Origin of the sequence: Hafnia paralvei (assembly GCF_020150375.1) — a bacterium.
GTDB lineage: Bacteria > Pseudomonadota > Gammaproteobacteria > Enterobacterales > Enterobacteriaceae > Hafnia > Hafnia paralvei.
Genome location: NZ_CP083737.1, coordinates 2,578,206 through 2,590,665, shown reverse-complemented (window position 1 = coordinate 2,590,665; position 12,460 = coordinate 2,578,206). Strand labels below are relative to the sequence as shown.

Genomic DNA, 12,460 nt, shown 5'->3' with positions numbered 1-12,460 from the left:
ATAAATCGCCGTAGAGGAAAGAGGCGTTGAGGCAATTACTCTAGATAACAACGGCTGACTTGGTTGCATCCCAGACTAGCGTTATTTAGACTGTTGGGCTTTAACGTCCGTACTCGGGAAATCTAATGCCTTATCAGTGTCCTCTTTGCCAGCAGTCGCTGGAAAAAAACGATCATCAATGGCGTTGTGCCAATAATCACCAGTTTGATTGTGCGAAAGAGGGATATGTGAATTTGATGCCCGTTCAGTTCAAGCATTCCAAGCAGCCTGGTGATAGCGCGGAAATGATGCAGGCACGACGCGCGTTTCTTGATCAAAATTACTATCAGCCTTTGCGCAATGCCGTATGTGCTGCTCTTGATACTCATATGCCCGCTCAGACGCATCGTATCCTTGATATTGGATGCGGAGAGGGGTATTACACCGCTGAAGTTGCTAAGCAGTTTAATCAGCGAAATATAGACGTATACGGACTGGATATCGCGAAGGTGGCAATTCGCTACGCGGCTAAGCGCTATCCAACGGTGTCTTTCTGCGTAGCCTCAAGTCATCGACTGCCGTATGCCGACGCATCAATGGACGCCGTTGTTCGCATATATGCGCCATGTAAGGCGGAAGAGCTGGCTCGGGTGATTGCACCAGAGGGGATATTAGTGACAGTGTCACCTGCGCCGCGTCATTTATACCAGTTGAAAGCGCAGGTTTATGACAGTGTGCAATTGCATGCGGAAAACGTGGAAGAGTTTGCGGGGTTTACGCTGATAGACGATCGGCAACTGTCCTACACCATGCAATTACCGGGTGAACAAGCGGCGAATCTGTTGCAGATGACTCCCTTTGCATGGAGAGCAACACCTGATGTCTCTGCTAGGTTGAAAAACTGCGCTGAGTTTGATTGCGAAACCGATTTTGCGATTCGGGTATATCAGCGTCTCTAGATGGTAAACTGATAAAAAAGCCCACATATCGCGGGCTTACACATCAGATAATCAGAAAAACGGACCAATATGCTCGTACAGGATGGTGAAGCCAATCCCGATCAGTACTACACCACCTAAAATCTCAGCGCGTTTCCCGAGCAGCGGCCCAATAAATCGGCCAATCATCATACCGAGCGTCGCCATAATCATGGTGGCTAAACCAATGGCCATGGCAGTATGCAAAATATTGACCTGTAAGAAAGCAAGACCAACGCCAATCGCCATGGCATCCAAACTGGTGGCAATCGCTGTCGTTACCAATAGCCAAAAACCATGGCGTCTAACGGGCTCAGCGCCTTCGTCCTGATTACCTTTCCATCCTTCATAAACCATGCGACTGCCCAGCACAAAGAGCAGGGCGAAAGCGACCCAATGATCCCATTCCATAATGAATTGGCTTGCGAGCAAACCGATGCCCCAGCCAATCAACGGTGTAATGGCTTCAACAACGCCAAAGATTAGGCCTGTGCGGATTGCTTCACGGAAACGAGGTTTATGCAGGGCGGCACCTTTACCAATTGACGCAGCAAAAGCGTCCATGGACATGCCAAAAGCGAGGATAACGGTTGCAGATAAATTCATGACAATGACTCGGCCGGGTGTTCCATATACACGTAACCCACCCCCAACCTTACGACGGAGCTACGTGTCTATGGTCTCGCCTGTCCGCACGTGTTTATAAAACAGGTGGGCTGCTCGCACCACGTTCTAAGCTAAGAACGAGTATGTTGACACGAGCGCGTTCTAAGGCTGAATACGGTTCAGACCGAACGCCGGCTACTCCCCAAATTGACGGCAGCGATCATACTCTATTTTGATTGCGAATAACAACGTCATATTTTTTACGGGAAACCAATGCTAATGATAATTATTATTATATATGAGGGAGGGGAGAGAAAAATGCAGTTGGAGCCAAGATAAAATTCGGTGCAAATAACTATTTAAATGCACCGAATTAATCTATACGGTGAAAAGATAGATTATTTATGTTCGACAAAAAACTTCAAAATCTGTTCTAAGTCGTCCATTTTTGCCACTTGAATCAACAATCTACGCTTTTCTAAATCGATAACCAGATAGCCATCTTCTGACATGTTCATATTTTTTATCCGGCTGTATAAAATAAATACGTTGCCATAATAAAAGCCGCTATCTTTAAATAGGATCTTTGGCCAACGAATATAAAAGACATAAATGGCAATAATAGCGAGCGTAAAGAGTAACCAGGTTGTGAAGTTTGAACCATTATTGGTGATATTTTGATAGGCGAGGATGGCTAATAATCCAACAAATATTCCACTATCGGCTTTATTACGACGCTTTAAATTAACCTGTAATAGCGTTTTCCCGTTACGCTTTGGCATGATGAATTCATCATAGGTGGCATAAAGCAGGAATAGCAGGATAAAAGCCAGCAGTGCGATATCAGTTAAAGACATGGATACTCCAGATACAAAATAAAAAAGCCGGATAGGGCGAACCCTATCCGGCTATTCCAGCGATTACAGACCGAGCAGACCGATCCAGTAACCGAAGATACCGATGAAGAAGAAACCGATAATGATCCACAGTGCGTTGACTTTCTTACGCAGCAGCCACATACAGCCGAATGTCAGCAGCAGTGGGATCAGGCCAGGCATCAACTGATCCAGAATAGTCTGGACAGTTGTCACCGTCGTATGACCGGTTTGGTCAGTGATGCGGGAGACGACAAGTGGAATGTTCACGTGCGTCCACTTGTTCACCAAGGCCCCCATAACAAACAGACCTAGGATCGATGCCCCCTCCGTCAGTTTCTGCAGGAAGCCACCGCCCATATCGCCAACGATATCGACACCTTTCTTATAGCCGTAAGCAACGCCATAGTAACGAACCAGCAGACGAACCAGGTTGAACAGTACGAAGAACAATACTGGACCCAGCAGGCTGCCGGTCATCGCAATACCCGCGCCTAACGCAGCGAATACAGGACGTACGGTACCCCAGAAGATAGGATCACCCACACCGGCTAACGGACCCATCAGACCAACTTTGATACCGTTGATGGCACCATCGTCAATCGGAGCGCCGTTGGCACGCTGTTCTTCCATTGCAGCGGTTACGCCCAAAATCGGGGCCGCAACGTATGGATGGGTGTTAAAGAATTCTAGATGGCGTTTAATGGCCTGCTTGCGCTCATCTGTGTTTTCTGGATACAGACGACGGATAACCGGCACCATGGAAAAACAGAAACCCAGCGCTTGCATACGTTCAAAGTTCCATGAACCTTGAAACAGGTTAGAGCGCAGGAATACGCCACGCAGATCGCCTGCGGTGAGTTTCGTTTCAGTTTTTGGAGTTGCAACTGATGATGTTGTATCAACCATTTCTCTCACCCTTTCCTAGTCTAATTCGTTATCAAGGTCGTTATTACCGGCAGCAACCTGTACAACTTGAGATTTGTTGTATTTAGGGCTGAGCTGGATGTACAGAATTGCCATCATCAGACCCAGAACACCCAATGCAACCAAGTTGAAGTTGGTGAACGCAGCGGTAACGAAACCTAAATAGAAGAAAGGCATCAGGTAGCCAGCACGCATCATGTTGATAACCATCGCATAACCAACAACGACGATCATACCACCCGCGATAGCCAGACCAGAGGTCACGACTTCAGGGATAGCATTCAACATAGTGTGAACAGCATCAGTACCTACGGAGATAGCAACAACGACTGCAGGGATAGCAATACGCATCGCTTGCAGAATTAACGCAGAGCAGTGCAGTACGCTAATCGCACGCAGGTCGCCACGCTCAGCCGCGCCATCGGCCGCGTGCTGGAAGCCCACGGTGATAGTACGAACGATGATGGTCAGAACCTGTCCCGCAGCCGCCAGTGGAATTGCCAGTGCGATACCTGCACCTACGCTTTGTCCGCCGGCGATAACCAGAATGGTGGAGATGATGGAGGCCAGAGCCGCATCAGGTGCAACTGCTGCACCGATGTTCATCCAACCCAGAGCGATCATTTCCAGAGTACCACCGATGATAATACCGGTTTTCATATCACCCAGAACGATACCGATCAGGGTACAAGCAACCAGCGGACGGTGGAACTGGAATTCATCAAGGATGGAGCCCATCCCTGCAATACACGCAACAATAAATATCAGTACAATCTGAAGAGTTGTAATCTCCATTGCACTTCTCCTCTAACCAAAGAGCTGAGTTTAAAAACACGAATCGGCAAATGCGCGATTCAGCGTTAGTTCATTTTATTGATTAATTCCATCATCTTCAGACGACTATCGCTGGAAACTTTACGGACTTCCAATTCAATGCCGCGTGCATCCAATTTTTTGAACGCTTCGATGTCTTTTTCGTCTACGGATACTGCGTTGGTGATCTGGGTTTTACCTTGACGGAAAGCCATACCACCGATGTTTACAGACGTGATGTTCACGCCATTTTCAACTAAACGAACTACGTCGGTTGGATTAGTGAAAAGCAGCATGACACGGTCGCGACCGTAAGCCGGGTTGTTATAAACACGGATCATTTTCTCGACGTCAACCACGTGAGCGGTAACGCCTGGAGGAGCAACCTGCTTAAGCAGGGTAGAGCGCACATGGTCGGCAGCAACTTCATCGCTTACCACGATGATGCGGCTTACGTTAGTTTCTTTCGTCCAGCGAGTAGCAACTTGTCCATGGATTAGACGGTCATCGATACGAGCCAAGCCGATCTTCATGTGGTCTTCAGGGCTCATTGGAGCCTGAGGTGCTTTCGGCGCAGCCGGTTTAGGCTGTGGCTTGGCAGGTTCAGGTTCTTTGGCACGTAGGGCGCGAACGCCTTCACGGCCAGTTTCCAGCGCTAATGCAACCAACTCGTCAAAACTAGGGTCGTCGTCGCGAGCCATGAAAGTTTCGACCAGCATCGGAACGTTAACGCCGGTGATAACTTCATAGTTCTCTTTGTCCGTCACAATGCGGCTAGCCGCGTTGAAAGGACTTCCACCCCAAGTATCAACCAAGAAAATGACGCCTTTACTGGAATCCAGATGGGTCAGTCTCTCGTTGTACTTTTCAATCAACGTTTCAGCATTTTCACCGGGAACGAAATCGATGTAGGCAACGTTACTTTGTTCGCCTAGCAGCATTTCTGCGGTTTTGAGCAATTGCTCAGCCGCTGCCCCGTGAGTGCCGATGATAATAGCAATACTCACTCGCTACCTCCTCTCTACTTGCTAGCATGCTTTTACGGTACGAAATAACTCACTTTCGTAGCATGGAATTAAGTCAAAAAACCGTTTGTAGATACGTCCTTGTGGAGTAACTGCTCGCCAAATAATTCTTGGATCTCACTGATGAATGCTAAGTCTCTTAAGTATCAATCAGTTAGCTTCATGAATCGATTCAGGCGATTAATCCCAAATCCCATTCAGCGCTATTTATTTTAGTCAGTAAAAAAATAATTTATGTGACGACCATCTGCTATTAGCACATGTAAAGTATCAGAAATCTTTAGATGCCTGATTTATGCGCAATAGTATTAATAGAGTATTGACAAAAAATGACAAAATGTGTGCGCCGAGACTCTTTTGGCGCGCTTTATTTCTTGCTAGCATTAACTTCCTTATCACAATCAGGAGTATTGGGTTAAACCCACTGTATGGACCGTCCCCGACGCCATTTAATTTTGTTCTCTTCCTCTTGTCACTCCCCTATGCCCGGTGATGTTTTGTTCCGTGGCTTATCTTCGCTGAATGCATACTTTCATCTTACCGCACGACTCCTATGCCGCCTCTGGATCTCAGCGCCATGGGCGATGTGTGCTGTAAAGCTGAAACGTGGTGCTCAGCAGGATTCGGTTACCGTTCAACAACTCTCTTTTCTCATTCACGCGGAATAAAACATGGAATTTTTACTCGATCCGTCAATCTGGGTGGGTTTGCTCACGCTGGTGGTTCTCGAAATTGTTCTGGGCATAGATAATCTGGTATTCATCGCGATTCTGGCAGACAAGCTACCGCCAAAGCAGCGCGATAAAGCCCGTATCATCGGTTTATCGTTAGCGCTGCTAATGCGTTTGGCGCTGTTGTCGGTGATTTCTTGGATGGTGACATTAACGCGCCCGCTATTTAGCGTAGGCGATTTTGTCTTTTCTGGACGAGATTTGATCCTGCTGGTCGGGGGGCTGTTCTTACTGTTTAAAGCCACCATGGAGTTACATGAGCGGTTGGAAGGGCATACCCATGAAGTGAATAACAAAGGGTATTCCAGCTTCTGGTCTGTGGTGGTGCAGATTGTCATTCTTGACGCCGTATTCTCACTCGATGCCGTTATTACGGCGGTGGGTATGGTTGATAGTCTGCCGGTGATGATGTGCGCGGTGGTTATCGCAATGGCCATAATGCTGTTGGCTTCTAAGCCGTTGACCAACTTTGTCAATGAGCATCCAACGGTTGTCGTGCTGTGCTTGAGTTTCTTGCTGATGATCGGCCTGAGTTTGCTGGCTGAAGGTTTTGGCCTGCACATTCCGAAAGGCTATCTGTATGCCGCCATCGGGTTCTCGGTCCTTATCGAGATGTTCAACCAGATTGCGCGCAGGAACTACATCAAACATGAACGCCGTCGCCCGATGCGCCAGCGTACCGCCGAGGCAATTATCAATATGATGGGCGGTAGGAAGGACAAGCAAAATGGGCACCGCGGTGAAGATGTGGTGGTGGCTAAAGAAGAAGAAACGTTTGCTGCCGAAGAGCGCTATATGATCAGTGGCGTGTTAACGCTCGCATCCCGCTCTTTGCGTACTATCATGACGCCGCGTAATGAAATTACGTGGGTTGATTGCCGACGCTCGCCGCAGGAGATCCGCAGCCAGTTGTTGGAAACGCCGCACAGTTTATTTCCCGTGTGCGACGGTGAGCTGGATCAATTGGTGGGAATTGTGCGGGCGAAAGACCTGCTGGTCGCATTGGATGAGGGTGTTTCCGTGGCTGAATTTGCCGCCCGAAGCGCGCCGATTGTGGTATTGGAAAGTTTGGATGTTATCAATGTACTCGGCGTGTTACGTCAGGCCAAAGGTAGGCTGGTGATCGTGAGCGACGAGTTTGGTATGGTTCAGGGGGTGGTTACACCGCTTGATGTCCTAGAAGCAATCGCCGGTGAATTCCCCGATGAAGATGAAACCCCAGACGTCGTGGTACAGGAAAATGGCTGGTTGGTGAAGGGGGGGACGGATCTGCACACCTTGGAACAAATGCTGGGCTGGGATGGCTTAGTGAGCGAGTCTTCGTCAGATTGCGCTTCGGTCGCGGGGCTGTTATTGGCTCATTTTGATCAGATGCCGCAGGCTGGTGAAGTTCTTGAGCTGCACGGTTTACGCTTCCAAGTGATGGAGGTGAAGGACTACCGTATTGAGCTGATTCACATTGAGCGAATCGCGCAGCCTTCAGAGTTCGGTGATGAATAATCGTCAGAGCTAGTCGAATCAAATGTTTACCCCTCGGTTCGGGGGGTAAACATCGATAAGCTATTGCACGGTATCTTTATGTCTGGCTTGATGGCGCATCAGCCACTGGGGAAACTCCGCGATTGGCATTGGGCGAGCAAAGAAGTAACCCTGCATTGCGCACACGCCTAATTTACGCAAATAATGTGCCTGCAGTTGGGTTTCTACGCCTTCAACAATCATCTTCAGTTTGAGCTCCTTACCTAACGCAATGATGCTGTCTAAGACTTTGGCATTAATCGCATCTGTACCGATGGTGGCGCAGAAAGTTTTGTCGATTTTTAATACGTCAGGATGCAGATTTTGCAGATAACTGAGTGAGCTATGCCCTGTACCAAAATCATCTAGCGCTAAAGACGCACCTAGCGCGCGCAGTTCGTGTAGCTGTTCATAATCAGCCTGTTGAAGCTCGGTGCGTTCAGTCAGTTCCAACATCAGCTTAGGTTGAGGATTGGATTGATACCAAAGGCTTTTTAAATCCTTCGTAATTTGCCCCTGAGAAAAATGTTCGGCAGCGATGTTGATACTGATGTAAAAATCGGGTGTCTGTGGGAACAAAAGCTGATTTTGTTCAAGCGTATAGAGAAGGTGTCGCGTTAAAGACTGCACCAGACCGTGTTGCTCTGCCAACGGAATGAAAATGTCCGGGGAAATCCATCCCTGACGCTCATCATGCCAACGTAGCAGGATCTCAACGCCATCACATTCGCCGCTCTGAGTTTGGATGATGGGTTGGCAGAATAGTTGAAATTGCTTGCGTTGAATGGCTGAAGAGATGTGATAGGCCAAATTCATCCGGTTAGCAGAAACGATGAATACAATAATCCCCGCAAGCAAAAATACCAGCAATGACAGAGGGATGTGCTGCGGCAGCGAGCGCAAAGCTAACTTCCAGTCTGGATCTGAAAACACGCCAACGGAATAGGCGTAGTGGCTAGAAGCCTGCGACACGCTAGGTTTATCGGTGATCTCAGCGGTGCGCAGAATGTTATTATGCCCATAAATTAAGGTGTTTCCGTCAACGTTGAGCGCCATGTAATCAACATAGGGCTTTTGTGGCTCAAGGATGAAGTTAGACAGCATAGCAATATGGAAAACGTGGATCATGCCGCTTGAGGGATCGGTACGGGTGGGAACCCAATAGATAAGCGTCGGACTGCCGCGCTTAACCAGCAGTGCCGCTTTTAGCATCAAATTGTGGCCAGGTTTTGCAAAAGGGGGAAACATGGTGCCCAGCGAATAATCTCGGTGACCAAACAGGCTGGAGCAGAAAATAAGCCCCTCTTTGACTAACAAAATTGCCCGTACAGTTTGCAATTGAACAGACATATTCAACAAGCGTGGCTGTGCCTGTGGGCAAGTGCTATTGATCAGCTCATTATGAGTAGTAGAAATGTCATTGGCTGAACTGAGCAAATGATCGATTTGCTTTACGGCAGAAAGAGCGGCTTTATGCTGTGCTGAATGAACGGTATCAAGCTCTTGGCTATAGCGCCCCCCCATAGAAATCGTAAAAGCAAATAGTCCTGCTCCAGCGGCAAGGAATAAACGATAGATACGATACTTTTTAACTGCCACTTTCGAAAAGCGCATCAGGCATCCCTTAACAGGAAAATCCTAGCCAACATACCGTCAATGAATGGTTCACTCTTTGCGTAAGTGTAGCTATTGAAAAGAAAATGTGCGTGGATAGTAACGTAAATATGAATGAAAAATCGATATTGTGAAATGAATAAAAAACGTTGGCTGAGTAAAAGTGAGATTAATTAAGAATTATCCAACCCAAGCCTGTTGTTTTATATACAGACTTAGAGAAAATTCTCACTAATTATAATTTATGATTATGTGTTTTATTTTGCGATGTGAATAAAATATGTATTCACGGGAAAGAAAACCATCCTTGAGGACAAGGATGGTTTTGGAGACTAATGCGCTATCTGTTGATGTAATGCGATAATCTCGCGCCCTAACTCCATCAACATAATGGCATTCATCAGATGATCTTGTGCGTGTACCATGACCAGATGCACAGGAATTTTTCCAGTGCCTTCATCCATTTCAATGAGCTTCGTTTGCACATGGTGAGCTGACGATAAGGCTTCCTGCGCCTGCTGCATGTAGGTTTCTGCCTGAGCGAAATCCTTATCTTCACGAGCACACCGGATAGCCTGAAAAACCAAACTGCGCGCATAGCCCGAGTTCGCAATCAGTTCCATGACTTCATTTTCAAGATCCATCTTAAGCTCCTTCAATGAGAGCAAGCGCTTGATCTAAAACTTTGTCGCCTTTCATGGTGCCATAGGCCATCATGTCAATGCAGGCGATTTGTTTACCCTGTTCCTGCGCGATTTTTTCGCACTCGGGCAATTTGTAGCGGATCTGAGGGCCGAGTAGGGCAACGTCAAATTCAGCGGCACAGGTTTTATAGTCGCGAACGGACTTGGCACAAATCTCGACATCAATACCGCGGCTTTTCGCTGCTTCTTGCATCTTCTTGACCATCAAACTGGTAGACATACCTAAATCGCACACCAACAGAATCTTTTTCATGTTATTTCTCCAAATCGTTTAGCAAGTGCTGCATTAAAAGGGGGATTGGACGTCCAGAAGCCACGCTGCGGCCCTGTTCACGCCACAACGCGGTTCCGCTGATATCTAGGTGCGCCCAAGGTATATCGTCTGGGCAGAAACGGCTCAGAAAATAGGCTGCCGACGTGCTGATGGCGGCATTATTGGTTGGCGTATTGCACACGTCAGCAATGGCGCTTTCTACCTGCGGCGCGAAACGAGCGTCGAGGGGCAATGACCAGACTTCATCGCGAACTTCTCGCCCTGCCTGAGTCAGTTTGTGGCTCAGTTCTTGGTTCTGGCTCCATAAGCCGGTAAGGTCATATCCGAGCGCTTTCACTACGGCACCGGTGAGTGTGGCCATATCGATAATGTACTGTGGCTGCTGATCGTCTAAGGTGAGTTTACTGGCATAGGCGATGGCATCGGCCAGCACCAGTCGGCCTTCAGCATCGGTATTGTTGATCTCAACGTTCAGGCCAGAATAACTTGTGACAACGTCACCTGGTCGCATAGCGTCGGGGCCAATCATATTTTCTGCCAGTGCCAATACACCAATCAGACGCACTGGTAATTTCAGCTCGGCGGCGGCGATAAGCAAACCAAAGACGTTGGCGGCGCCGCACATGTCGTATTTCATGGTATACATGCCGTCACCGCCTTTCAGCCATAGTCCGCCGGTATCGAACGTAATGCCTTTACCCACATAGGCACTAAATGGCCCTTGATCGCGTCCTTCATAGCGCAAAATCATCAGCCGGGGCGGATTGCTAGCACCTTTACCCACGGCGTGCAGCAAGCCTAAACCCTGTAACTTGATCTGATTTTCTTCCAGAATTTCGCAGCGGAGAGAGCGATAAGGCGCAATCAGTTTTTCTATTTCCGTAACGATAAATTCGGGAGTACAGCGATCGCTCGGTAAATCAGCAATTCGACGCGCAGCCATCATTCCGACGGATGTTGCCTTTGCTTCCCGCAGCAATTTTTCCAACGAGGTTTGATGGTGTGGCTGGCACCAGAGCGTGAGTTGCGTAATACGTTGGTTTTGTATCGTCGTGCTTTTTAAACCCAAATCACTCAACTGATAATCAAGATTAAGTAAGAAGATCAAAAGAGAAGTGAGTTGTGCGCGGTCCGTTTGGCTTTCAGTATCCCACAGGCTACAGTCAACGGTGAGCGCAGAACAGTGGGTTTTGCGCAGTAGAGGACGCAGCGCCGCTTGCAGTTTGTGGCTCGGGTAATCGAACCCATGGTCGGTTGGCAGCAAGGTAACACGACCAAAAGGGTGACAACCGTAAGAGCAGTCTGCCACGGAGGTGGATGCGTCTTTCTGCAATGCGCATAGTAGTTCGACGTGGAGCCCTGCCTGAGCCAGTAAAATACTGCTAGGAAATGAAATCAAATGGCTATCAGCGTCTGCGGATACTGAATAGTCGCTGGTTACCTGAGACTTAATCATATTGAGGTTCTCCGATAGGGGCACGGATGCGCGCGGCATAATCAGCCATCCATTGTTCATCAGCAGGGGCGTAGTGGGTGTGATCGTCCCGGCGCTCGGCTAAATAAACGGTGGCTGGCAAGTCGCGTGTAGCGACGACGAATGAAAATGTTTGGATATTCGTGGATACGCCAAATTCTCCGAGGCGGTTCATACACACGACGGACAAATCGCCAACGCGGCCAAAGCGTGCCATCAGTTTGTCTTCCAATTCGCCGATGACGGAATCAGCAGCGTCTTGTGGCGACATGCCGCCTTCCATACGACGGACGATTTCGTAGCTGGTGCAGCCCTTCATCAGATCCTCACCAACGCCGGTGGCGGTGGCAGCACCGATTTGACTGTCACAATAGAATCCAGAACCAATGATCGGAGAATCGCCCAAGCGGCCGCGACGTTTCATAAACAGTCCGCTGGTGGACGTCGCCACGCTCATGGATCCGCGCTTATCCAAACCGATCATGCCTACGGTATCGTGGCCATCATAGGGGCTCAGACCACGATCGATAGTCTCATGACAGCGTTTACGATAATGCTGCAGGGCGCGTTCGGTTAGCATGGTTTTCTCAGGAAAACCTTGGCTAAGCGCCCATTCACGGGCGCCTACACCGACGAGTAAACTGTTAAAGCGCTCGCGGCTCAGAGCGTGAGCCACGCGAATCGGATTAGCAATGTCAACCAAATTGCCGACCGCGCCAAAGGCCAACGTATCGCCATCCATGAAGGCCGCATCTAGCTCGACTTCGCCATTCTCATTGGGTAAACCGCCGTAGCCAACGGATTTGTAGAATGGGAAGTCCTCCACTTCAGCAACGGCGTTAACCACCGCCTTAGCTGATTTTTCTCCATTCTTTAACGTTTCGCTGGCGCTGATGATGCCTTCGAGCGCCATGCGCCATGTTGCGATCATTCCCCACATGTA

The 12,460-nt window shown here is 48.6% G+C and carries 12 protein-coding genes and 1 riboswitch; of the genes, 2 read left to right on the top strand and 10 right to left on the bottom strand.

The genetic code is table 11. The annotated features are described in order from the left end of the window. Positions 1–125: 125 nt before the first annotated feature. Entirely contained in the window at positions 126–938 is an 813-nt protein-coding gene (rlmA, locus tag K9N75_RS12275; protein WP_224451667.1) for a 23S rRNA (guanine(745)-N(1))-methyltransferase, read from the top strand. Between the two features lie 51 nt (positions 939–989). On the opposite strand, the gene mntP is transcribed toward rlmA, so the two are convergent. From mntP to manX, 5 genes are all read right to left on the bottom strand, one after another. Beyond that, the gene (gene mntP, locus K9N75_RS12270) at positions 990–1,562 is read right to left on the bottom strand and encodes a manganese efflux pump MntP (RefSeq protein WP_008813638.1); all 573 of its coding nucleotides are present in this window, start codon (positions 1,560–1,562) and stop codon (positions 990–992) included. Between the two features lie 7 nt (positions 1,563–1,569). Beyond that, a riboswitch (yybP-ykoY riboswitch) is annotated at positions 1,570–1,780 on the bottom strand. A gap of 180 nt (positions 1,781–1,960) precedes the next feature. Continuing rightward, a complete protein-coding gene (locus K9N75_RS12265) occupies positions 1,961–2,419 on the bottom strand; it encodes a DUF986 family protein (RefSeq protein WP_008813637.1) in 459 nt (152 codons plus the stop codon). Positions 2,420–2,482: 63 nt separating this feature from the next. Further along, a complete protein-coding gene (locus K9N75_RS12260; RefSeq protein ID WP_004094906.1) occupies positions 2,483–3,346 on the bottom strand; it encodes a PTS mannose transporter subunit IID in 864 nt (287 codons plus the stop codon). 15 nt (positions 3,347–3,361) lie between these two features. Then, positions 3,362–4,159, bottom strand: a complete 798-nt coding sequence (locus K9N75_RS12255; protein ID WP_008813635.1) for a PTS mannose/fructose/sorbose transporter subunit IIC — start codon at positions 4,157–4,159, stop codon at positions 3,362–3,364. A gap of 65 nt (positions 4,160–4,224) precedes the next feature. Continuing rightward, entirely contained in the window at positions 4,225–5,184 is a 960-nt protein-coding gene (gene manX / locus K9N75_RS12250) for a PTS mannose transporter subunit IIAB (RefSeq protein ID WP_008813634.1), read from the bottom strand. Positions 5,185–5,873: 689 nt separating this feature from the next. Here manX and K9N75_RS12245 point away from each other — a divergent pair. Continuing rightward, positions 5,874–7,433, top strand: coding sequence for a TerC family protein (locus K9N75_RS12245; protein WP_130961174.1), 1,560 nt, complete (start codon positions 5,874–5,876; stop codon positions 7,431–7,433). A gap of 60 nt (positions 7,434–7,493) precedes the next feature. On the opposite strand, the gene K9N75_RS12240 is transcribed toward K9N75_RS12245, so the two are convergent. The 5 genes from K9N75_RS12240 to K9N75_RS12220 all read right to left on the bottom strand — a co-directional run bounded on the left by K9N75_RS12240 (position 7,494) and on the right by K9N75_RS12220 (position 12,457). Continuing rightward, positions 7,494–9,065 carry an EAL domain-containing protein gene (locus K9N75_RS12240; RefSeq protein ID WP_102961587.1) on the bottom strand — a complete coding sequence of 524 codons (1,572 nt, stop codon included), beginning with the start codon at positions 9,063–9,065 and terminating at the stop codon, positions 7,494–7,496. Positions 9,066–9,397: 332 nt separating this feature from the next. Continuing rightward, entirely contained in the window at positions 9,398–9,709 is a 312-nt protein-coding gene (locus K9N75_RS12235; RefSeq protein WP_039186566.1) for a PTS lactose/cellobiose transporter subunit IIA, read from the bottom strand. A gap of 1 nt (position 9,710) precedes the next feature. Beyond that, positions 9,711–10,022 carry a PTS sugar transporter subunit IIB gene (locus tag K9N75_RS12230; RefSeq protein WP_008813630.1) on the bottom strand — a complete coding sequence of 104 codons (312 nt, stop codon included), beginning with the start codon at positions 10,020–10,022 and terminating at the stop codon, positions 9,711–9,713. Position 10,023: 1 nt separating this feature from the next. Beyond that, positions 10,024–11,499, bottom strand: coding sequence for a M17 family metallopeptidase (locus K9N75_RS12225; RefSeq protein ID WP_039186568.1), 1,476 nt, complete (start codon positions 11,497–11,499; stop codon positions 10,024–10,026). Beyond that, positions 11,492–12,457, bottom strand: coding sequence for a glycosylasparaginase (locus K9N75_RS12220; RefSeq protein ID WP_039186571.1), 966 nt, complete (start codon positions 12,455–12,457; stop codon positions 11,492–11,494). The genes K9N75_RS12225 and K9N75_RS12220 overlap by 8 nt, the downstream gene beginning before the upstream one ends. Between the last annotated feature and the right edge of the window lie 3 nt (positions 12,458–12,460).

Excerpts from the sequence above, each read along its gene's own strand:
- rlmA (WP_224451667.1), top strand. The coding sequence starts at position 126 with ATGCCTTATCAGTGTCCTCTTTGCCAGCAGTCGCTGGAAAAAAACGAT.
- mntP (WP_008813638.1), bottom strand. The coding sequence starts at position 1,562 with ATGAATTTATCTGCAACCGTTATCCTCGCTTTTGGCATGTCCATGGAC.
- K9N75_RS12265 (WP_008813637.1), bottom strand. The coding sequence starts at position 2,419 with ATGTCTTTAACTGATATCGCACTGCTGGCTTTTATCCTGCTATTCCTG.
- K9N75_RS12260 (WP_004094906.1), bottom strand. The coding sequence starts at position 3,346 with ATGGTTGATACAACATCATCAGTTGCAACTCCAAAAACTGAAACGAAA.
- K9N75_RS12255 (WP_008813635.1), bottom strand. The coding sequence starts at position 4,159 with ATGGAGATTACAACTCTTCAGATTGTACTGATATTTATTGTTGCGTGT.
- K9N75_RS12245 (WP_130961174.1), top strand. The coding sequence starts at position 5,874 with ATGGAATTTTTACTCGATCCGTCAATCTGGGTGGGTTTGCTCACGCTG.
- K9N75_RS12240 (WP_102961587.1), bottom strand. The coding sequence starts at position 9,065 with ATGCGCTTTTCGAAAGTGGCAGTTAAAAAGTATCGTATCTATCGTTTA.
- K9N75_RS12235 (WP_039186566.1), bottom strand. The coding sequence starts at position 9,709 with ATGGATCTTGAAAATGAAGTCATGGAACTGATTGCGAACTCGGGCTAT.
- K9N75_RS12230 (WP_008813630.1), bottom strand. The coding sequence starts at position 10,022 with ATGAAAAAGATTCTGTTGGTGTGCGATTTAGGTATGTCTACCAGTTTG.
- K9N75_RS12225 (WP_039186568.1), bottom strand. The coding sequence starts at position 11,499 with ATGATTAAGTCTCAGGTAACCAGCGACTATTCAGTATCCGCAGACGCT.
- K9N75_RS12220 (WP_039186571.1), bottom strand. The coding sequence starts at position 12,457 with ATGTGGGGAATGATCGCAACATGGCGCATGGCGCTCGAAGGCATCATC.